Raw genomic sequence first — 22,862 nt, 5'->3', positions numbered from 1 at the left:
ATGAGTAACACTGAACTACCAAATACAGCGCCTAACGCTGAAAAACAAACCGGTATTATTGCTTACTTCGCTAATAACTCCGTTGCTGCCAACCTAATGATGATTTTTATTGTGGTGATGGGAATTATTAGCTTTCTAAATATCCAACGCCAAATGTTCCCTAATGTAGAAATTAACTACATTAATATTGAAGCTAACTACCCCGGTGCCTCTCCTCAGGAAATAGAAGAAAGCATACTTATAAAAATTGAAGAGTCGCTAAAAGATGTGACCGAAATTAAAAAAGGTGTGTACAGGGCATTTAGAAATGGCGGTAGAGCAAGTCTTGAAATTAATACTGATGTAGAGCTGACCGATATACTCGATAAAGTTAAATTACGGGTTGATGGTATCGCAACGTTCCCTGCCGGTATGGAACCGGTCACCATAAGTCAAGTTGAGTTTAGGCAAGATGTTATAGGTATGACACTCGTTGCTGACTTACCGCTAACTGAGCTTAAGCCTATAGCAAACCAAATAGAAGATGAGTTACTACAGCTATCTAACGTGTCGTTAGTGGTAAACGATGTTCCTCTTGATGAAATAGCAATTGAAATCGAACCCGATACGCTGCGTCAGTATAACCTAACCCTTAGTGATGTAATGAATGCAGTGCGTCGTTACTCAGCTAACTTTTCGGCGGGGCAGCTAAAAACAGACGCAGGTGTTATTTCTGTTCGCGTCGAAAATCAGTTTTACTCTGGTGAAGAATTTAGGCAAATACCGGTAAAAATAGGGGCTAATGGCGCTAAAGTGTTACTGCAAGATATTGCCGTGATTAAAGATCAGTTCACTGAAGGTGAGCGTTACTTTAAATTCAATGGTGAAAATGCAGTTTATATATCGGTAAAAGCGACTGAAGAGCAAAGTATTATCCCAGTTGCTGATTCAGTAAAAGCATTTATAGAATTAAAAAACAAAGAGCTACCACTGGGGGTTCGTTTAGAGCCACTAATGGATTTTACGTATTACCTAAATGCCCGCTTAGACATGATGGTTACAAACCTCATTCAGGGCGCTATTTTGGTTGCAATTATGCTATCAATCTTTTTACGCTTTAAGTTGGCATTATGGGTAATGATTGGTTTACCAGTGTGCTTTTTGGGCGCAATGATGATGATGCCACTGTTTGGTGTAACCATTAATATTTTATCACTTTTTGCTTTTATTATGGTGCTAGGGATTGTGGTGGACGATGCCATTGTCATAGGCGAAAGTGCCTACACCGAAATAGAGAAAAAAGGCGGCGGTGTTGTTAATGTGGTTAATGGCGCAAAACGCGTAGCAACCCCTGCAACTTTTGGTGTACTAACTACCATTGCAGTATTTGCTCCATTTACGTTATCTACAGGCCCAGAAAGTGCCTTCTTTTATGGTATAGCTGTGGTGGTAATGCTGTGCTTGGTATTTAGTTTGATTGAATCAAAGTTGATATTGCCTGCCCATATTGCTCACACTCATTTTTCACCAATAAAAGAGGGGGGCTGGCGAGATCGGTTTAATACGCGATTTTTTGGTTTTGTAAATGGCCCATATAAACGCTTTGTTATACGTTGTGTTGAATGGCGTTGGTCAGTGCTATTTTCATTTATTGCTCTATTAATCGTAACCTTTGCTTTAATCTCATCAAATCAAGTTCGTACCGGGTTTATGCCAAAGATCCCGCATGACTACCCGCAAATAAATCTAGAAATGAATGACAATGTATCAGACATACAAACAATAAATGCTATTCGTGAAATAGAAGCGATGGTGATTGCGATTGATGAAGATACCGAACGCAAATATGGTCAAAAACTCATAAGAGATATTTTAGTATTTAACCAAGGGCGAACTGAAGCACAAGTGCTTGTTCCCCTTGTTGATGAAAGTATAAGGCCTTATAACGCGTTTGAATTATCACGACGTTGGCGCGAGGCGATGCCCGATATTGCCGGTGTTAAATCATTAACCATTTATGATGATGTAAATGGAGGGAGCAGTGACGGCGAATTTGGTTATTTATTATATGGCTCTGATATTGATACATTAAATAATGCAGGACGTCGTTTTATAGAGTTGCTGCAACAGCAAGAAGGTTTGTTTGATATTAGCTCTACAATAGATCCTGCAAGTAAAGAAGTGCAAATGAGCCTAAAACCGGTCGCTTACGATTTAGATTTAGACTTAGCTTCTATTGCAAATCAAGTTGGGGCAAGCTTTTACGGTGGTGAGGCTCAACGTGTTATTCGCCGAGGCGAGGAAGTACGTGTAATGGTGCGTTACCCTAAACTGACTCGAGAGGCATTTTCGTCACTTAAGCATGCGGTTGTTACTACCCCGCAGGGCCGTGAAGTACTGCTTGGTGATGTAGTTGAACTTACTGAAACACCAGGCATTAGTTATATCCGCCGGGAAGGGGGCTATCGTACTGTGTATGTTTATGGAAACATAGATGAAGAAGTGATTGAGCCAAACGAAGTTGTAGATCAAATTAAAGAAAAGCTACTACCACAACTTAAAGAAGAGTATCCAAGTGTTAAGTCAGAACTAGGTGGCGCCATTGAAGAGCAACAAGATCAGGCTAATCAGCAGAAGATGTTTTTCTTCGGCGGTATGATTTTGGTGTATGTTTTATTAGCCGTACCCCTTAAGAGTTATGCGCAACCACTTATTGTTATGTCGGTGATTCCATTTAGCTTAACGGGAGCAATATGGGGGCATTACTGGTTTGGTTTGGATATAACTTTAATGTCTGGCTTTGGTATTATTGCAGCAGCAGGGGTGGTTATAAACGACTCACTCGTTATGACCGATTATGTGAATCAAGCCCGTAAAACAGGTGTTAGTATTAAAAATGCTGTAATAGATGCCGGTTGTGCTCGATTCAGACCTATATTACTTACTTCAATTACTACATTTGCAGGTGTATTGCCCATTATGTTTGAAACAAGCCTGCAGGCTAAGTTTGTAATACCTATGGCGGTAGCGCTTGGTTTTGCAGTGATGTTTGCAACATTAATAACACTTATATTAGTGCCATGCTTGTACATTATATTAAGTGATATTGGTAAGGTGTTTACACGCATTTTGGGTGGGATTAGGACTGTATTTAAACGTCGCCCGCAGAAGGTTTAGCTCAATAAATAACATACGGGCTTAAATGCCGGGTACAAAAAGCACTGAATGATTAACCATTCAGTGCTTTTTATCATTTGTTGTTACTACATTAAGTATTAAAACAACAATAATTAATCTTTAAATTGCTTATGGCAATCTTTACAGCCTTTAGCCCATGCACCAAAAGCTTTACCAATTACGGCCTTATCGCCTGATTGAGCCGCTACTGCTAACTCATCTGCGTATTGTTGGAATGCAGTTGCTTTTTTCATAAAAGTATCGTTTTCAGACCAAACAGCAGCAAGTGCAGCTGTGTCGCCTTTATCTGTTCCTTCGTAAAACGCTTCCCATGGCATTTTTGAAAGTGCAGCTGCGTTGTTAGCACGCTTTTTAAATTGCTCTGCGTCAAAAGGTACTTTACCTTTTAGCATTGCGCCCATGTCACCAATTTGTACTGAGATCATTGAAAACGCTGCTTGGCGGTATTCAATCGCGTCACTTGGCTCTTTAAATGCAGAATTTGCCGATACGCTAAATGCACACGTTGCCAGCGCTATTGTTGCTAATACTTTTTTTAATTTCATGTTTGCCCCTGTTGAAAATTGTAATTCTTAATTCGGTATCTTGTATCTAACATCGTATTTATTCAAGTGAATACGATAGATTTAACTAAAACTTAATCGTTTATATCAATATCTGCAAATATCATCCCGCGACGCATGCTTCTAGTTGCTAAGAATACCTCACCAAGTAACGACATAAATGCACATATGAGTAATGCCATTGCTGCTACAAAACAACAAGCAATAGTCACGCCTAAGTTTATAGATTGAATGTGCGATAAAAATAACAACATAACCACAGCGCATACAAGCAATGCGCTTAATACACTTAAACTAAAAGCAATATGAATACATCGAGAACGCTTTAAAAGAGCGCGCAGCTCTGTAGCGAGTGATTTATTAAAGTCCTCGTCAGTACTTACTTTTAATCTGCGTTCTAACTGACGTGCCCTATCGGTAATACGTGCCAAACGATTAGATAAAACACCTAAAGTAGCGGCAATACCCGTGATCAAGAATACTGGGGCAACAGCTGTTTGAATTACTTTAGCCATAGTTAAAATATTTATTACTTCGTTATTCATTCCTACCCTTAATCAGTTGAGCTTGAAAATGACTTATATATCTACAGAGTACCTGATGTAGGCTTATTAAGAAAAGAGGAATTACGTTGATTTACTTTACATAGCTTCACAAAGTAAATCACAACACAGGTTATTTTTAGGTATATTTAATTACTTAATAAAAAATAAAAACCAAAAACCAAAAACCAACAAGGACTTTGACTGATGAAACGTACTCCATTCGCACTTGCTGCATTATCGCTAGCTATTTTAAGTGGCTGTAATCAAGCCCCTGAAGAAACCAAAAAAAATAATACACAAGTTAAAACGGTTCAAGTAGCCCAAGCTATTGCCCCAGTTGCTAAAAAAGTGCCTCATGAGATGACTATTCATGGTGACACACGTGTAGATAATTACTATTGGTTACGTGATGACGAACGTAAAGCGCCAGAGGTGATTAACTATTTAGAAGCTGAAAATACATACACAGATGCAATGCTTGCACATACCAAAACGCTGCAAAGTGAATTGTTTGAAGAGCTAAAAGGGCGTATCCAAAAAGACGATGATTCAGTCCCAGTTAAAAGCGGTGATTATTTTTACTCAACGCAAACACGTGGCGATAACGAGTACACTACTTACTTACGCAGCAGCGATTTTGCAGGTACGGGTCAGCAAGTTATTTTAGATGTAAATGAGCTTGCGAAAGGCCATGATTATTATGCAGTAAGTGGCTTAAATGTAAGCCCGAATGGCAATTTAATGGCTTATGGCGAAGATACTGTTAGCCGTCGTATTTATAGTATAAAAATAAAAGATTTAACAACCGGTAAATTACTCGAAGATACACTTGAGGGCACCAACGGCGGTATAGTTTGGGCAAACGATAATAAAACGGTTTATTACATTAAAAAAGATTTACAAACTTTATTAGGTTATCAGGTTTATCGTCATACATTAGGTACACCGCAAGCTGATGATGAGCTAATTTACGAAGAAACTGATACCAGTTACTACATGGGTATGAGTAAAAGCAAAGATGAGTCAGAAATTTATATTTGGCACAGCAGCACAGCTGCATCAGGCGTATCGGTACTAAGTGCTGATGATGCTAAGGCAATGCCTAAACGCTTAATTGAGCGCGAAGCAGGGCTTGAATATGAAATTTCGAAGCTAGGAAATACTTACTACATTGTAACTAACTTAGATGCTGTAAATTTTCAGCTAATGAAAGTTGATATTGATAAAGCAGGAGACAAGGCTAATTGGCAAAGTGTGATCCCTGCGCGCGATGATATTAAACTCGAAGGCATTGATTTATTTAATGACTACTTAGTTTACCAAGAGCGTGAAATGGGCCAATCAAAGTTGATTGCGCGTGATTTAAAAACAGGTAAAGAGTTACCACTGAGCTTTAACGATAGCGCTTATACAATTGGTACTTATGGTAATAACGATATAGATAGCAGCACGTTACGAGTTTACTACACAAGCATGACTACACCTGGTTCATCGTACGATGTAGATTTAGCGACTGGCGATAAAAAACTACTTAAACAGCAAGCTGTATTAGGTGATTTTGATGCTGATAATTACGCCTCAGAGCGTATTTTTGTAACAGCACGTGATGGCATAAAAGTACCGGTAAGCTTAGTTTACCGTAAAGATGCGTTTAAAAAAGATGGTACTAACCCGCTACTGCAATATGGTTACGGCTCTTATGGCGCAACCATGGATCCTACTTTTTCAAGCACGCGCTTGAGTTTACTTGACCGTGGCTTTGTATTTGCAATTGCCCATGTACGTGGCTCGCAAATGCTAGGTCGTCCTTGGTACGAAGACGGCAAGCTACTCACTAAAAAGAATACGTTTAATGACTTTGTTGATGTAACTAAAACATTGGTTTCTCGAAAGTATGGCGCAAAAGATGAAATATTTGCGTTAGGTGGCAGTGCTGGTGGCTTATTAATGGGCGCAGTAGCAAACCAAGCGCCTGAACTTTATAAAGGCATGGTTGCAGCGGTACCGTTTGTAGATGTAGTAACCACGATGCTTGATGCGAGTATTCCGCTTACAACAAATGAATACGGCGAGTGGGGTAATCCGAACGAAAAAGCGTACTACGATTACATGCTGTCTTATTCGCCATACGACCAAGTATCTAAGCAAGCATATCCTAATATGCTAGTGACGACTGGCTTGCACGATTCACAAGTTCAATACTTTGAGCCTGCAAAATGGGTTGCTAAGCTGCGTGACTATAAAACTGATGACAATAAGTTATTGTTTAAAATAGATATGGAAGCAGGGCACGGTGGTGCATCGGGTCGCTTTAAACGCTTAGAAGATACCGCGCTAAACTATGCATTTATGCTTGATTTAGCGGGTATTAAAAAGTAGTGAATATTTATATTTAAATAGATTTAACTCAATAAGGTGCTTTTTAAAAAAGCACCTTTTTTTGTGGCAAATTAAAGCTAAACATAGTGCCTTTACCAATTTCACTTTGTACGTAAATTTCGCTATCCATTAGTTTTAATAACCCTTTGCAAATAGCCAATCCTAAACCACCTTGCTGGCGCCCTTCTTTATTAGAATTACTTGCTTGGTAGTGAGGGTCAAAAATAGCATTCAGCTCATCTTCTTTTATGCCTACGCCCGTGTCTGATACATGCACAAATAGTTGATTATCGTAACTGCGTTTTACATGTACTGCAATGCTGCCGCCGCTAGGGGTATGCCTAATTGCATTATCAATTAAGTTACTTAACACGCGCTCTAATTTAGCTATATCGGCAACCACAGGAAAATCACAAATCGCAGGTTCTACCGACAAACTAATGCCTTTTTTGTCAACGGCTAAACTAAATTTTGCCATGCAATCGTAAATGAGTTCACCTAAATTAAAGGTTTCTTTATTTATACTTATTTCGCCATTTTCTAAGTGAGCAAGCTCAAATATTTGCTCTATGAGTAGCTTTAATTGCCCACAATTATTAAGCGATACCTGCAAGTATTCTTGCTGCTCTTTTTTACTTAGTTGTTCACCCGACTGATTTAATACTTCTAAAAACCCCTGCAGTGAAGCAAGTGGTGTACGTAGGTCGTGCGATAAGTGAGTTAGCAACTCTTTGCGTTGTTTATCGCCTTGTTCAAGCGCTTTAAACTGCTCATTAATACGCGTTAGCATGGCTTGAATACTTCGCCCTAAACTATGTACTTCGTTACTTTTTTGCGTTGAATAGTTACTTAGCTTGGTGTCGGTAAGGCTGTAGTTAGCGGCTTCAATATTACTAACATCGCGTGCTAAGCGCTGAATTGGGTTTGTAAAAAAACGTAGTAAAATTAGCATCGCAATAAATAAAAATGCGAGTGCAGAGCCAAGCCATAAAGCAGCTAGCCATAACTTATCATTATTTTTTACAGTGCTTAGTGAGGTATCGTAAGCCTCACCACCAATAATTACATATAAATAGCCTTGTAGCTTATCTTGATTAAATACTGGCGCGGCTGAAAATATTTTTTGTTTCTCTTTATTACGAGGATTATCACCATAGATAGGTGCAGCGCTTGGGTCGTTAATCAGCCTTTTTAAAGGCGTTAAACTAATATGCGTGCGTTTAACTTTACCCGGCTTTGCTGAGTAAGTAAGAATTTTTCCGGTTTCGTCTACAAAATAAAATTCAAACGCAGGGCCTAATAACATCAAGGTATGAAAGAGGTTTTCAAGCGCTTTATAGTCGTAAACACCTTCTTTTATTAATGGGTTATCTTGTACTAAATGCTCGGCAAGCGCCAAATGTAAATTTTGCTCAGCATGATGTTTTGAGGTGAGTTCTAATTGCTTGCTCCAGCCGTAAACTAGGGCGCAAATAAAACAAAAAATGACAACTAGCGATATAGCTAATTTTTGATACAAAGATAATTTCATAATAGGTGTCTTAATTGAGTTGGCTAGGGTTTAGTTTGTAACCAACCCCCCAAACTGTTTCGATGATAGGCGCTTGTTGGTGTTCTTCTAGCTTGGCACGTAAGCGGTTTATATGTGAATTAACCGTGTGCTCGTAACCACTGTGTTGGTAACCCCATACTTTATCGAGTAACTGCTGACGGCTAAAAACATGATTAGGATGGCGTGCAAAGTAAACGAGTAAATCAAATTCGGTGGCGGTAAGGTTAAGGGCTTGCTTGCCTAAATACACTTGGTGCGAACTAAATTCTATATTGAGTGAGCCTACATTTAGTGTTTGTTCGCTATCAACGGGGGAGTTGTCGTTGTTTTGGCCTGCGAGTAGTTGTGATCTGTGGCGTAATTGGGTTTTGACTCTGGCTTGTAATTCGCGTGCAAAAAAGGGTTTACAAATATAATCATCGGCGCCCATTTCAAGGCCAATAACTCTGTCCATATCGCTACTCAGCGCGGTGAGTAAAATAACGGAGGTAGTAGGGTAATGCTCTTTTATTTTTCGGCATAAGCTCAAACCATCCATTTGGGGTAAGTTTATATCGAGTAAAATAAGTCCGTAGGGATGCTTAGCTATTTTTTTTAAGGCTAGTTCTGCGCTTACAACATGATCAACATGTAAGTTAAGCGACGTTAGCTGCGTGGTAATTAACTTACCTATTTCTCTGTCATCTTCTACTACTAATATTTTTTCGTGACGCATGTATAACCTCGTAAAAAGGGGGGCATCCGTGCTCCCTTACTTCCCCATTACAAGCTGGAACGTTACTGCGTGCGCGTAATTACTATTTTCGATACTGGGTTATCAAACTTATGTTCAACACCAAGTGCTGATGTAGATAATCCATCTTGATTTGAAACAATGCCTGGATGCATCGTTATTATATCGGCTGTATCGTCACGTATTTCGTTAAACCCTTCACCGCTAGCGGCAGGACCTGGCACAGTTTCAGCTGTTTCTGTATTTGCTTCCGTACCCGCATCATAAGCAGTCGTTGTGCGTGATAACGAACCGCCAACTTCTAATGTTGATACATCTAAAGAACTAAGACCGGTAAAAGCATCATTTGTATTCCCAAGCATGGCAGCAAATGACAAATTAAGCGTTTCTTGCTCTTCAACAGTAATGATTACTGTGGTGGTTTCACCAGGGCCAATAGCACCTTCAGCTGAAACTGCAGCAAGTGCACTTTCGTAGCTGAGGTATTCTTCATTTGCACCGCTTTCTGCAAGCATTTCTAAGCCAACAGAAGCTGTTGTACCGAAGGTCCAAGGTGCTTCATCTTCAAAAGCAATGACAGAGAGTGGTGACAAAGGCTGTCCTGCAGTTAAGTTACTAAAAGTAATAGTAAACTCACTGATCACAGGTTCTACAACAATTGGCTCAACAACGACCGGCTCTTCAACAACTGGGTCGTTATCATTATCGCTACACGCTGCAAGTGTGGTTGCAAGTGCAAGCACTAGTAGACTTTTTTTAAGGTTGTTAGCAGATGACATAATCATGCTCCTACTTAACTGTAATGGTTAATTGTGCTACTGGGTTTAACCATCTGTGTACTGTATTACTTAAATCGCTATTACCCGCTTCTAAATCGTCATCACCTAAGCTACCCGGGTGAATATGAATGTTAGTATTTGTATCACCACTTAATACACCTGTACCGCCAGTGCCAGTGTCGCCACCTGGAGCAGCAGGAATACCCGGAGTACCTGGTGCGCCAGAGCCTTCAACTACAAGCTCATTGTTTTGTTCTGTGCCTGCATCGTAAGCATTTAAATTAATTGTGTAAGTACCCGCTTCTGTTGGGATTTTCCAGCTGTTTAAGCCTACAAAGCCATCATTAGTTGGTAGCATCATTGCAGTTAAAGATAGGTACTCATTACCGTCAGTCGTGCTCAGTGTTGCCGTTGTAGATGCGGCTGGTGCAAGTAAACCTTCAGCTGGGTTTGCAGCCATATCACTACCCGCAGCAGTTGCTTGTGCAACTAACTCTTCAATATTGCCGCCTTCAGCCATTGTTTGTAGTGCTGTAGATGCTTGCGTTGCTACTTCAAACAGTGTGTCTTCGCTGTTGTGTGCTGTAATTAACAGTGGAGTAAAGTGAATACCTTTGGTTAGGTTAGTTACTTTTAGGTCTAATTCTGCGGCCATAGTCGATTGGCTAGCTGCCGCTAAAAGAATTGCGATTGTTAATGTAGAAGTTTTCATTATTATTTCCTGTAAGTGATGATTCGAGTTGAGTATTGAATAATCGTCTCCAGAAACTCTCACAAACTTATCACTTTTTTATCACAAGATTTCACGCTGTGATTTTTAAACATAAATACGTTGGTTGATTTGTAGACATTTGTTTAGTTAAGAGGCAACATACATAAAACAAAAAGGAGAGTGTTATGGAAGAAAATCAGCAGGTTGAACCAGTTAATAAAGATGACCGTACGTGGGCTATGTTATGCCATTTAAGTGCGCTTGCTGGGTTTGTTGTGCCGTTTGGCTCAATAATTGGGCCATTAATTGTGTGGTTAATTAAAAGAGATGAAATGCCAATTGTTGACGTGCACGGTAAAAAGGCGCTTAACTTTCAAATAACGATGGCAATTGCATATGTAGTTTGTTTTGTACTGATGTTTGTAGCAGTCGGCTTAATATTACTACCTATAGTGGCAATTTTTGGGTTTGTAATGGTTGTAATGGCAAGTATTAAAGCTAATGAAGGTAAAGAGTTTAATTACCCGTTTAGTTTAAATTTGATAAAATAAACACACAGTTTATTTTTATACCAATTGCATTAAATTAGTGACCTATTATAGCGATAAGAAAATAGATCAATAACAAGGCTAAAATTATGATACATAGTTGTTCTATATAAATAATTTTTAACGTAGTTAGTGAGTTATTTAATACGCTAGAATGATCATGTTTTTAATAAAATTGGTATTATAAACCCAGCTATAGGCTGGGTTTTTACGTTTAGCCATAAGGGCATTATGCTTTATCTCACGTTATTTATTAGCGCATTTATATCTGCGACATTACTGCCTAGCTCTTCTGAGGTGATAATGGTGGGAATGATTACTCAAGATAAAGTTAATTTATGGCTTATGTGGTGCGTAGCAACACTTGGAAATGTGTTAGGGAGCTGTGTTAATTACTGGTTAGGCACGCAGGTACTGCGTTTTAAAGATAAAAAATGGTTTCCTGTATCGCAAAAAGGGCTTGATAGCGCACAAAAGCAATTTAATAAATATGGAGTGTATAGTTTGTTATTTGCTTGGTTACCGGTTGTGGGGGACCCATTAACGGTGATTGGAGGCATATTTAAAGTACGACTTAGTACCTTTTTATTGTTAGTAACACTAGGCAAAGGCGCTCGCTATTTAGCGGTTATCGCCCTTGCCGTAGGATTCGAAAAGCTTTTTTAAATAAGTTTTTAAGTGCTTATTTAGACCAATCAAGCGTTAACGACACTGAGTCGGCAAAACGCAGTGCATGTGGTTTATCAACACGTGCTTTAGCGTAATGAACGCTTGGGTGCGCGTGACAAACGGCAAGAATTTCAGCCACTAATTTTTCGAGCAATAAAAAGTGCCCTTGCTCTACTAAGCTAATAACTTCTTTGGTGATCACTTTATAATTAAGTGCTTGGTCAACTTCATCCGTTTTACACGCATCATCAGCAGGGTAGTGAATCTCTAGATTGATCACTACATCTTGCTTTTTTTCACGCTCATCGGGGTTAAAGCCAATAAACGTACGCAGGCGTAAATTAGTAACGTTAATGATTGCATTAGCCATAGGGTTAACCTTTTATAAGCTGCAAAAATTCGTTACGTGTTTTAGGATCGCTTCTAAAGTTACCTAACATTACTGATGTACGCATGCTTGAATTTTGCTTTTCTACACCACGCATCATCATACACATGTGTTTTGCCTCAACAATAACGCCTACGCCCTTAGCGCCAGTAACTTCTTCAACTGCTTTAGCGATTTGATGCGTTAACTGTTCTTGAATTTGAAAACGGCGTGAAAACATATCAACAATACGGGCAAATTTAGACAAGCCTAATACTTTACCGTTTGGTATATAAGCAATATGGCAACGGCCAATAAAAGGCAGTAAATGATGCTCACACATAGAGTAGAGCTCTATGTCTTGTACTAATACCATGTCGTCAGCGTCAGATGTAAATACTGCTTTATTAGTTATTTCATCAAGCGTTTGACGATACCCTTGCGTTAAATATTCCATTGCTTTTGCAGCACGTTTTGGCGTATCAAGTAAGCCTTCGCGGTTAGCATCTTCGCCTACAGCGGTGATGATTTTTTCATAACTTTCTTTTAATTCATTGTGCATAAATATCTCAGTTTATTTATATTTACTTTAAATGACGACCGCCATCAATAGGCAAAGAGCGCCCTGTGATGTAGTGGCTTTGTAATAGTAAATCAATGCTATTGATAATTTCTTGGCATCCGGGTTCAATGCCCATTAATGATTTTTTAAGGGTCTTAGCTCGATATTGTTCATCGTCATGTTCATTAAAAATAATGAGCGATGGAGCAACCGAGTTCACTTTTATATTTGGCGCATATTTAGCGCTAAACGATTTGGTTAGGTTGTCGAGTGCTGCTTTACTTGCTGCATAAGCTAAGTGTTTAGGGCTGCCTGTTTCAACTACATAATCAGTAAGATGTATTATATCGGCAGGTACTTTTTCATTTTGCTGATAGTTTAAAAGCAGCTCTGCGCACATTAAATTAATTAAATACGGTGTTTTGGCATGTACTCGCATCATATTATCAAACAGTGCTGCAAAGTCAGGGTTGTTAGCTTCGCAGTCCCAGCTTGATGCGTTATGAACAATAGCGCGCAGCGATGTTGTATGCTCTTTAAGCGTATTTATAAATGTACTAATACCTTCATCGGTACTAAAATCGGCATAAATACATACAGCGCCTTGTTGCTCTAATTTATCAACAGCGGCGTGACGAGTACGATACGTGATAATAATACTCTGCCCTTGGGCTATATAATGCTGAGCGAGTGCTAAACCAATACGTTGGCCTGCGCCGGTAATTAAAATGGGCGATGTCATATAAGGCAGTGTTCTCTTTGGCGGGTAGTTATACCAATATAATTAAAAATATCATCGTTCTATCGCTATTTCATAGGGCTATAATAGCTCACTAATTTAATGCAATTGGTATTATAAAATTCAAAGCGTTAATTTATTAAAATATACGCAGCTTCTTAATCTGTCGATCAAAAAAGCAATTAATCCTCAAAGGCATTAATTGCTTTATTTTAGCTACTAAACCTTAATCGTAAATTGTCGGAATTGGTTGACGCTTATGTTGTGTACGCGTGTAAATGCTTACAAGCTTTTGTTCAACATCATTAGACACAGGTTTACCTTCTAAAAAGTCATCAATTTGCTCATAGCTCAAACCAAGTGCTTCTTCGTCTGTTAAACCTGGGCGGTCACTTTCTAAATCAGCTGTAGGTGCTTTATCTACCAATAAAGCTGGCGCACCTAGTGCAGTAGCAAGTGCACGAACTTGGCGTTTTGATAAACCAAACAGAGGGGCTAAATCGCACGCGCCGTCACCAAATTTAGTATAAAAACCAGTAATGTTTTCAGCACTATGATCGGTACCCACTACTAAGCCTTGGCAAAAACCTGCAATTTCGTACTGAGCAACCATACGTTGACGCGCTTTAACATTACCTTTAATAAAATCTATTTGAGCTTGCTCAGGCAGTGCTTCACCACAGCCAACTACGGCAGCTATCGCTTGCTCATGCAATGCATCAGCCGCAGGTTGTACGTTTACGGTCATACGTTTACTTGGCTGAATAAAATCAACCGCCATTTGTGCTTCATCTTCGTCAGCTTGTACACCATAAGGTAGGCGCACTGCAATAAACTGATACTTGTCAGTATCGTGTTCTTTATTTAGCTCGTTTACAGCAAGTTGACATAAGCGGCCGCAGGTTGATGAGTCAACACCACCGCTAATACCCAGTACTAACGAGCGTGAATGAGCTGCTACCAAACGTGTTTTAATAAAATTAACTCGGCGAGTTATCTCAGCATTTACATCAATCGTTGGCTGAACCTTCATTTCAGCCATAATTTCGGCGCGCATTGCCAGCTCCTTATAAAATTTAATATGTGATACGCAATAAACTTATTATGTGATTTAGTTTTAGTTAATTAAAGTTTTAAATGAGCTTTTATTTGGCGAAGCTCTGCTTTTAATTTTTCTACTTCTTCAAGTAAATCGCTTAATTCTTTGTCTTTAATTACTTCGCTTGGTAGAGCAACAAAGGCATCGGCGGAATTATTTTGTTGTTCGCCAAATAAATGAATATATCGGCTGTCACGTTTTCCAGCTTCACGCTCTAGCTTTGTGACGTACTCGCTTTCAATCAGTTTATTGAGCGCTGCCTCTACTTCATTTACGTTATTAAAATCAGCAAGCCTAGCACTGCGGGTTCTTAATTCACCAGGGGTTTGAGCACCACGCAAAAGTAATAAACAAACAATGGCACGCTGCTGAGCAGAAAATTGCAGATTACTAAATTCAGTGTTGCAAAAGCGGTGATCGTATTTATTTACGCGACCCGAAAGACCTTCATCTATTGTAACCAAACGCATTTCTATTAGTTCATCAAGTGCGTTTTGCACGTCTTCATTTGTAAGACTTAACACAGGATCGCGATTAGACTTTTGGTTACATGCGTTCACGAGAGCGTTTAACGATAGCGGATAATGCTCTGGCGTCGTGCTTTGTTTTTCTAATAGGCAACCAAGAATACGTTGTTGATTTGTTGATAACTGCATAAATAATCTCAAATTAGTAAGCGTATTTTATTAGCTTACACCTTTATTGAATGCCAAGCCATTGTTGAAGCTTTGGTTGTAATGCTGCTAAATCGAGAGGCTTACTTAAATAGTCGTTCATGCCTGCGGCTAGACATTTTTCTTTATCGCCCTGCATGGCATTGGCTGTTAGCGCAATAATAGTAATATTTTCATTATCTTTACCTGCATCACCTTCTCTAATGGCTTTAGTGGCTTGGTAGCCATCCATTTCGGGCATTTGGCAATCCATTAAAACTAGCTTATATGGTTTACCTTGTTTTGCATTGAGCTTTACAATTGCCTCAAGTCCATTTTCGGCAATATCAAAAGTAACACCCGCCTGCTTTAATAGCGCAGAGGCAACCACTTGGTTTATTTTATTGTCTTCAACAAGCAATAGTTGTGGTTCTGATGAATCGAGTACTGGCGATTTAGTTAGCTTGTTTTGAAGCTGTGCTTGTTGCTGCTGTTGTTCAATGTATTTATCGTTTGTGAGTGAGTCAAACAAATCAGACGGTGTGAGAGGTTTGAAAATCATACAGTCGACTTCCATACCTACTTTAGACTCCTCAGACGAATAACTCATTGGCGCCATAATAACTAACTTGCAACTATGCATATTTATAAAGTTTTTGAGCGCGGTGATATGCGTTTGTGGGGCTTTTTCAAAAAAGTAGTAATCAACTAAAATAGCACCAGGGTGGGTGGTTACATTACTTAAGTAATCATCAACCTCAAGATAGTTATGTATACAATTAACTTTTGCACCCCAAACAGTGAGCTGCTTATTAGCGGTGTTAGCATTTAACGAGCACTCATCAATAATTAAAATATGTTTGTTTTTAATTAAATGACTCGGTAAATCTTGTTCTTTACTTAAGCGCGGTTGTATTTGTACTGTGAAAGAAAATGTACTTCCTTCACCTTGCATACTGTTTACACTCACTTCACCGTTCATCAGTTCGCACAATTGTTTTACTATGGCAAGACCAAGCCCTGTGCCCCCAAATTGGCGTGTTGTTGAAGCATCGGCTTGTGTGAATGAGTCAAATAACGACGCTTGTTTTTTAGGGTCAATACCAATACCAGTATCAATAATCGAACATTGAAGGAACGAGCCATCCGTTGTTTCATCTATTCTGGCAGTAATGACTACTTCGCCATCAATAGTAAATTTAACCGCGTTGCCAATTAAGTTATTTAAAATTTGGCGCAAGCGGTTAGGGTCACTAATTATCTCGCTAACAGTTATTTGAGTAGCATCTAGAATAAGTTTTGTATTGTTTTGTTCTACCTTTAAAGCAAAGGACTCCACCACTTCGCCTAATAACCGAGGTAAATTAAATTGCACGTTTTCAATATCGAGCTTACCGGCTTCAATTTTAGAAAAGTCTAATATGTCATTAATTATATTAAGCAAAGATTGAGCTGATGATTGAGCAAGTTCAATATGATGTTTTTGCTGTAGGTCCAATTGAGTTTGCTTAATTATGTTAAGCATCCCTAAAACACCGTTCATTGGGGTGCGAATTTCGTGGCTCATACTCGCTAAAAATTCACTTTTAGCTTCAACAGCTTGTTCGGCGGTTTCTTTGGCAGAAACTAGTTTTTGTTCGGTTTCAATTCGCTGTTGGCTTGAGTGCAAGCTGCCTATTAACGCTGCAACGGCAATTAAAAAGCTTTCTTCGTTTTTAGACCAGTAGCGTTTTGATTGGCATTGCTCTGCGCAGACGACTCCTATAGCGCCACTTCCTGCAGGGATTATTACGCACAGCATTGATTTAATCTCGAGAGTCATTAAATACTGTTCTTTAATTGGCTCGAGTATTGGGTGTTCTTGGGCGTCAGGCACATTAAATACAGGCTGGTGATCTATTGCATTAAAAAAGCCGGGAAGATTTTTTCTTAGCCAAATAGAGTCAATTTTATCACTAGACGAATGTTTGCTATGTATGGCAAAAGGGCTTAGTTGGGATTTGTCTTCATTAAAAAACCAAATACTGGCACGTTTAATATCAAATGCTTGGCAGATTGCTTCAGTGATAATATCTTTCGATTGGCTCAGCTGCCCAGTTAATATTAATTTATTAACGGTAAGGGAAGCTAAAATTTCGTTGTGTAATGCTGTTTTATTATTTTCTAATTCAATTTTTTTACGGGTATCAATATTCTGTAATGAGCCAAAAATACGTGTGCATCGTCCATTTTTTCGTTCTGCTTCACCATGTACGAGTACCCAAACAGATTCACCTTCTTCATCCATTACTTCTAATTCAACTTCGTAGCTTTCACCATATTTTATGGCTCGTTCAATTAAAGGTTTAATTGTTTCTCTGCTAGTGCCTTTTTTAAAGTAATTTAAATCTTTAGGCCATTCTGGTTGGCTATTTAATGGGTATTTAAATAGTTTTTTGGTCATATCAGACCAATACACTTGTTTCGTTTCTAAGTTAAATGACCATGCGCCTATTTGGGCTAGATCACTCATTGCCTCAAGCATTTTTTCGTTTTGTTGCTGGCGATTAAGCATTTTCAAAAAGAATAAAAAGGCCCAAATTAATAACCCGCAAATAATTATAATTGATAGCCTAAGTGGCCATACAGCTGAATTTGGTGGGCTCCAACCTATTTTAGGTGCTACGTAAAGTTGCCAATTGCCACCTTGAAAGCTTAACGTAAACTCAAGGGGGTCTTGCTCTATTATGTTTTGATTACCGTAAAAAAACTCCCCTTTGCTGCCAAGTCCATGCCTGCCTTGTAAAGCGACGTTGTATTCTTTTTCTAGCTCATAAATACCTGAATTTTCATAGACTTTGTCAATGTTGAGAACAACTGAAAGTAATCCCCAAAAGCGATTATCTGGCGGTATGTAAACAGGAACTCGGGCTATAAGTGCTATGTCACCTTGGATTAATTTTAATGGGCCAGCCATTACAATGGTATTTGTATCACGAGCTCTAATAGCATCAGCGCGTTGGTTTTTTTCTTCTAAAAAGTTTAAACCGAGTGCTTTTTCATTACCTTTTAAGGGGTAAGTCATACGAATTACCATATCGGGTGCGCCACCAATATTGCGAAGCTCATTTGAGGTTTTAAATAGTGGTTGGGCAATTTGTTCAAACTGTGTTTGCTGTAAATCAGGCTGCGCTGCTACGGCAACACCTAAGCCTCGAACTAGTTGGATATTAGAAACTAAAATAGATTCTAATTGAGCTCGATATGTACTTACTTCAGAAAGAATTTGTAGGCGATGGGCATCTTTAACACGATTGTAGTTAATACGATCAAGTACGATACCAACTAGTACAGTTAGCGTAAGCGATAACCAAAAGGTCAACTTAAAGTTATGAACGTTCGTTTTTTTATTGTTAGTAGATGGTGGCATTTGCTACATCGTGGCGTTAATTTAGGCAAATTAACTATAGCTAATTTATTACACAAATGAAAACGGCGCATTAACAAATGCGCCGTTTATTTTTTATAATTAGTAGTTTAGCGAGTTACGAGTCGCTAACTTCACGCGCCCAGTGATTTTGCTTTGCTACATGTAGCTTGCGGTAACCATCAAGTAGCGCCGCATGCTTTTTAAAGCCTTCAAGCGATAAACCAGGGAAAGTTAAACCGTTAAACTGCTTTTTACCTTCGGCAATTTCTATAGCCAGCGCTACATTATTAGCACCAAACATTAAGCCTAGTGCATCTTGGTAATCTGCGTATTCGCGCTCGTCATCGTATTTAATTTCAAGAACTGCTTTTAAACAGCGGAAGTGGCGCATTGCCTCTTCGTTTACTTGGCCTGTATGAAGTATCCAGTCAACCCAATCAATGGCTTCTTCGCTGCCTGCAGCTAAACATAGGTGTGCTTTAAGCTCACCTATACGCAGTGTGTGCCATGGTGTGTCGGCATCGGTTGCAAGGCCAATAAATTCTGCGGCGCGGATAATATCGCTGTGGCCTGCTTCTTCTAGGCTGTCGTAAATTTCCATCCATTGCTCTGCATCGTACTGATCAAGCGATAGGAATGTTTCGCGAAATTTTGCGCCTTCGTTGTTGTTACGCCAAATAAGCTCATCAACAGGGTAAATGTCAGACATGCCAGGTACTAAAATACGACACGCGTATACGTTTAGGTGCGTGTAATCCATGATGTAGATATCATGATCCATGCTATGAATTAGGTCAGTACAGAAGTTATATTCTTCTTCAGTTGTTCCGCTAAAGTCCCAGTGTACAAATTCAAAATCAGGTTTTGCACGGAAAAAATCATGCGAAATCAAACCGCTTGAATCAATAAAGTGCAGTTCAATGTTCTCTGGTGTTGCTACTTCGTCGTTATCAAAGGTAGCAGGTTGGAATACATCTAGCTGATCAAGACGACGACCTTGTAGTAACTCAGTCACGGTACGTTCAAGCGCAACTTCAAATGATGGGTGAGCACCAAAAGAAGCAAATACAGAACCATCTGTTGGGTTAATAAGCGTTACGCTCATTACAGGGTATTTACCCCCAAGTGACGCATCGGCAATACGTAAATGAAAGCCATGGCTGCGAAGCTCTTCACACGCTTCGTGAATTTTAGGGTATTGCTTAACAACGTCTTCAGGCACGATTGGTAAACAAATACCTTCGGCGATGATACGGTTTTTAATAGCACGTTCAAATACTTCTGATAAACCTTGTACGCGAGCTTCAAACTTGGTGTTACCTGCGCTCATACCGTTAGATACAAAAATATTACCGATAACGTTTACCGGAATGTATACGTCTTGGTTATCGCGTTGGCGTGTGTATGGCAGGGTACAAATACCACGGTCGATATTGCCTGAGTTAAAATCAAAAAGGTGTGATGCGTTTAGTTCGCGCTCTGGGTCAAAGTAATCCCATAAGCTTTCATCCATAATGCCCTCTGGCACTTCATCGCCTTCAACTTTAAACCATTTTTCGCTTGGGTAATGAGTAAACTCGCCATTAGCAAATTCTTCACCTAGATAAAAGTCTGCAAAAAAGTAGTTACAGCTTAAACGTTCAAAGTATTCACCGAGTGCTGAAGCAATAGATGCTTTGTCGGTTGCGCCTTTACCATTGGTAAACATAACACCGCAGTCGCTGTCTTTTATATGAACCGAATAACAGTTAGCTACAGGGTTAAGCCAAAGCGCTTCTTCAACATTAATGTTTAGGGCTTTAAGCTTGTTTTGCATGGTAGAGATTGACGATTCTAGGTCGCGGTCTTTACCTTTGATAAATGTTTTTTCAGTCATATTGATCTCAACTAGTTCTGCACGATGTGTGGAGCTGACATTATCGTGGATTTTGATGTTTATTTCACCCTTTGCGAGCAAGAACATTATTATTTAATAAAACTGTGGTTATTATATGTGCTTAACGCTTGGTCAAAACGTGCAAAGGAAACGGTGATGTTTAAAGTAATCAAACGCTTGTTGTTATTAATTGTGATATTAGGGCTGGCAAGTACCGCTGTTGTTTATGGGGTACTTAGTTTAAGTTTACCCGCCCTTGATGGAAACGGACGCAGTAACGCGGTAGTAGAGCCTGTAAAAATTTCGCGCGATGCACTAGGGCAAGCAGTAATAAACGCCAATAGCCGAAACGACGCTGCCTATGGTTTAGGTTATGCGCATGGGCAAGACCGATTTTTTCAAATGGATTTACTAAGGCGTAATGCCGCAGGTGAGTTAAGTGAATTATTTGGCCAAGCAGCGTTGGGGCTCGATAAAAAAATGCGTTTTCATCAATTACGTAAACGTAGCCAAATTATTTTACAAACCCTGCCAGAGGCAGATAAGCAATTACTTAAAAGTTACGCTCAAGGTGTAAACGAAGGCTTAGCGCAAGTAGGGTATTCAAGCTTTGAATATTTACTAACCGGTGCAGCACAAAAGCCATGGCTAAGTGAAGACAGCCTACTTGTGATATTTAGCATGTACCTTGATTTACAAAGCGCCACATTTGAGCGCGACCAAGCACTTATTCAAATTGAGCAAGCGTACACAAAGCAAATGGTTGATTTTTTAACGCAACCGAGTAATTACCAAGCGGCGCTTGATGGCAGCAAATTAGCGCCTTATAGTGACGGCATACCTACCTTTCCAACTCAAACAAAGCATATAGTTAAAAGTATTGAATCAAACCAAGAGCGCGGCAGTAATAACTGGGCTGTTACAGGAGCGCTTACTAAAACAGGGGCTGGAATGGTGTCGGATGATATGCATTTATCGATGGCAGTACCTGTAATTTGGTACAGGGCACAATTAAATTACATGCACAGTGGTGAGCAGACTCAGGTGACCGGTGTATCGCTGCCCGGCGCACCTGCCATTGTTGTTGGCACTAACAACAATGTTGCATGGGGATTTACTAACGGTTATTTAGATACAGCCGATTGGATTGCATTAAACGATGATAGTAAAACATGGCAAGTTGATGAACCTATTGCATTACCCGATGGGGAGGTTGAAAACTATTCATTAATACTCAGTGAATACGGACCTGTAAAATATATTAACGAAAAACCTTATGCGTTGAGCTGGGCTGCCCATCAGCCTTATGCCGTTAATATGCAGTTATTAAAATTAGAGCAAGCCAAAACAGTAGATGATGCACTTACTGTAGCAAGCGATGTGGGCATTCCGGTACAAAACCTTATGGTGGTAGACAGCCTTGGTAGCGCAGCGTGGAAAAACATGGGCGGTATACCTGCTCGTAAAACGCCAAGTGAGCTTGGCGTAAATGCCGATGACTACTCAGCGCTTTGGCAGCAAAATGAACTACAACGCCCTTTTATTAAAAACCCGCAAAGCGGTCGATTATGGACTGGTAATTCTCGCGTGGTATCGGCTGAGGATGACGCGCGTTTTGGTAATGGTGGTTATGCACTCGGCGCACGTTCGAGTCAAATTCGCGATAGATTATTTGAAAAACAAACATTTGCTGAGAGCGACTTTTACGCATTACAACTTGATAATCAAGCTCGCTTTTTAATGCCTTGGCATGCTTTGCTATTAAAGCAATTAAAAACCGATACAACTAAAAATCAGCAATATATAACAGCGCTTGAAAACTGGCAGCAATGTGCGTGTTCAACCTCCACAGGGTATACCTTAGTTAAGCGCTACCGCGATGAAGTGATTAATATTTTATTTAGCAATATGGAAGATGAATTAAATAAACAACAAGGCACACTTAAATACGTAAAACGAGATTTAGAGCCCGCTGTTTGGCAGCTTATTAACAACAAGCCCGACACATGGATAAACCCGCAATTTAAAAGCTGGGATGCACAATTACACGGTGCATTTAACCAAACTATTACTAAGCTTACAGAACAATTTGGTAATAACGTACAAAACTGGCAGTGGGGCAAGGTAAATGAGTTAGTGATAGAGCATCCGTTTGCAAAGCAAATGCCGTTACTTGCTAAGTTATTAAATATGCCCACAACAGCGGGTTTTGGAGATAGTTATATGCCCGCCGTACAAGGGCGTAGTTTTGGCGCATCGCAGCGTTTTATTGCTCAACCTGGGCATTTAGAGCATGCAATTTTAGCTATTCCCGGTGGGCAATCGGGGCACCCTCTTTCTGAATTTTACAGAGCGGGGTTTAGTGATTACGTAGAAGGTAAGCATACACCTTTGTTGCCTCAAGAGTTAATACATCAAATAGTAATAAAGCCGACACGATGAACTAAAGTATAGCTAAACACGTTCTATATAATTACCAATAAAACAACAGAGAACTAAA

General features: G+C 39.5%; 18 protein-coding genes. 5 read left to right on the top strand and 13 right to left on the bottom strand.

All coding sequences use genetic code 11. The annotated features are described in order from the left end of the window. Positions 1–3,156, top strand: a complete 3,156-nt coding sequence (locus tag H5118_RS14005; RefSeq protein ID WP_182749165.1) for an efflux RND transporter permease subunit — start codon at positions 1–3, stop codon at positions 3,154–3,156. A gap of 113 nt (positions 3,157–3,269) precedes the next feature. Here H5118_RS14005 and H5118_RS14000 read toward each other — a convergent pair whose 3' ends face one another. Both H5118_RS14000 and H5118_RS13995 read right to left on the bottom strand, forming a co-directional pair. After that, entirely contained in the window at positions 3,270–3,722 is a 453-nt protein-coding gene (locus H5118_RS14000) for a cytochrome c (RefSeq protein ID WP_024595584.1), read from the bottom strand. Positions 3,723–3,814: 92 nt separating this feature from the next. Further along, positions 3,815–4,285: a DUF2721 domain-containing protein gene (locus H5118_RS13995; RefSeq protein WP_007377300.1), complete on the bottom strand. Its 471-nt coding sequence runs from the start codon at positions 4,283–4,285 to the stop codon at positions 3,815–3,817. A gap of 204 nt (positions 4,286–4,489) precedes the next feature. Between H5118_RS13995 and H5118_RS13990 the strand changes: the two genes are divergently transcribed. Continuing rightward, positions 4,490–6,664: a S9 family peptidase gene (locus H5118_RS13990; protein ID WP_182749163.1), complete on the top strand. Its 2,175-nt coding sequence runs from the start codon at positions 4,490–4,492 to the stop codon at positions 6,662–6,664. A 43-nt stretch (positions 6,665–6,707) separates the two neighbouring features. Here H5118_RS13990 and H5118_RS13985 read toward each other — a convergent pair whose 3' ends face one another. The 4 genes from H5118_RS13985 to H5118_RS13970 all read right to left on the bottom strand — a co-directional run bounded on the left by H5118_RS13985 (position 6,708) and on the right by H5118_RS13970 (position 10,440). Next, positions 6,708–8,195: a cell wall metabolism sensor histidine kinase WalK gene (locus H5118_RS13985; protein WP_182749162.1), complete on the bottom strand. Its 1,488-nt coding sequence runs from the start codon at positions 8,193–8,195 to the stop codon at positions 6,708–6,710. 10 nt (positions 8,196–8,205) lie between these two features. Then, positions 8,206–8,931 carry a response regulator transcription factor gene (locus H5118_RS13980; protein WP_024595587.1) on the bottom strand — a complete coding sequence of 242 codons (726 nt, stop codon included), beginning with the start codon at positions 8,929–8,931 and terminating at the stop codon, positions 8,206–8,208. Positions 8,932–8,993: 62 nt separating this feature from the next. Next, entirely contained in the window at positions 8,994–9,728 is a 735-nt protein-coding gene (locus H5118_RS13975) for a spondin domain-containing protein (protein ID WP_024607274.1), read from the bottom strand. Between the two features lie 10 nt (positions 9,729–9,738). Beyond that, entirely contained in the window at positions 9,739–10,440 is a 702-nt protein-coding gene (locus H5118_RS13970; protein WP_182749160.1) for a spondin domain-containing protein, read from the bottom strand. A 185-nt stretch (positions 10,441–10,625) separates the two neighbouring features. Here H5118_RS13970 and H5118_RS13965 point away from each other — a divergent pair, with 185 nt between their 5' ends. Together H5118_RS13965 and H5118_RS13960 are read left to right on the top strand one after the other, a co-directional pair. After that, positions 10,626–10,991 (top strand): DUF4870 domain-containing protein, encoded by a 366-nt coding sequence (locus tag H5118_RS13965; RefSeq protein ID WP_024595771.1) that lies wholly within the window; start codon positions 10,626–10,628, stop codon positions 10,989–10,991. Between the two features lie 228 nt (positions 10,992–11,219). After that, the gene (locus H5118_RS13960; RefSeq protein WP_024595772.1) at positions 11,220–11,654 is read left to right on the top strand and encodes a YqaA family protein; all 435 of its coding nucleotides are present in this window, start codon (positions 11,220–11,222) and stop codon (positions 11,652–11,654) included. A 16-nt stretch (positions 11,655–11,670) separates the two neighbouring features. Here H5118_RS13960 and folX read toward each other — a convergent pair whose 3' ends face one another. The 7 genes from folX to ycaO form a co-directional block, all read right to left on the bottom strand. After that, on the bottom strand, positions 11,671–12,027 hold the full coding sequence (gene folX / locus H5118_RS13955; protein WP_182749158.1) for a dihydroneopterin triphosphate 2'-epimerase: 357 nt from the start codon (positions 12,025–12,027) through the stop codon (positions 11,671–11,673). A gap of 4 nt (positions 12,028–12,031) precedes the next feature. Beyond that, positions 12,032–12,586 carry a GTP cyclohydrolase I FolE gene (folE, locus tag H5118_RS13950; protein WP_002962341.1) on the bottom strand — a complete coding sequence of 185 codons (555 nt, stop codon included), beginning with the start codon at positions 12,584–12,586 and terminating at the stop codon, positions 12,032–12,034. A 22-nt stretch (positions 12,587–12,608) separates the two neighbouring features. Next, positions 12,609–13,328 (bottom strand): dihydromonapterin reductase, encoded by a 720-nt coding sequence (gene folM, locus H5118_RS13945; RefSeq protein WP_024595773.1) that lies wholly within the window; start codon positions 13,326–13,328, stop codon positions 12,609–12,611. 223 nt (positions 13,329–13,551) lie between these two features. Then, the gene (gene nadE / locus H5118_RS13940; protein ID WP_024589633.1) at positions 13,552–14,382 is read right to left on the bottom strand and encodes an ammonia-dependent NAD(+) synthetase; all 831 of its coding nucleotides are present in this window, start codon (positions 14,380–14,382) and stop codon (positions 13,552–13,554) included. Positions 14,383–14,450: 68 nt separating this feature from the next. Continuing rightward, positions 14,451–15,080 carry a YceH family protein gene (locus H5118_RS13935; RefSeq protein WP_182749156.1) on the bottom strand — a complete coding sequence of 210 codons (630 nt, stop codon included), beginning with the start codon at positions 15,078–15,080 and terminating at the stop codon, positions 14,451–14,453. Between the two features lie 43 nt (positions 15,081–15,123). Continuing rightward, complete coding sequence (locus H5118_RS13930) at positions 15,124–18,486, bottom strand: ATP-binding protein (RefSeq protein ID WP_182749154.1); 3,363 nt, start codon at positions 18,484–18,486, stop codon at positions 15,124–15,126. A 115-nt stretch (positions 18,487–18,601) separates the two neighbouring features. Then, positions 18,602–20,362 carry a 30S ribosomal protein S12 methylthiotransferase accessory factor YcaO gene (gene ycaO / locus H5118_RS13925; protein WP_024595461.1) on the bottom strand — a complete coding sequence of 587 codons (1,761 nt, stop codon included), beginning with the start codon at positions 20,360–20,362 and terminating at the stop codon, positions 18,602–18,604. A 156-nt stretch (positions 20,363–20,518) separates the two neighbouring features. Between ycaO and H5118_RS13920 the strand changes: the two genes are divergently transcribed. Continuing rightward, the gene (locus tag H5118_RS13920) at positions 20,519–22,804 is read left to right on the top strand and encodes a penicillin acylase family protein (RefSeq protein WP_182749152.1); all 2,286 of its coding nucleotides are present in this window, start codon (positions 20,519–20,521) and stop codon (positions 22,802–22,804) included. The last annotated feature ends 58 nt before the right edge of the window (positions 22,805–22,862 follow it).

This window comes from Pseudoalteromonas sp. SR41-1, assembly GCF_014164015.1.
Taxonomy (GTDB): Bacteria; Pseudomonadota; Gammaproteobacteria; order Enterobacterales; family Alteromonadaceae; genus Pseudoalteromonas; species Pseudoalteromonas distincta.
The sequence above is the reverse complement of the archived record's forward strand: the minus strand, read 5'-3'. Positions and strand labels throughout refer to the sequence as shown.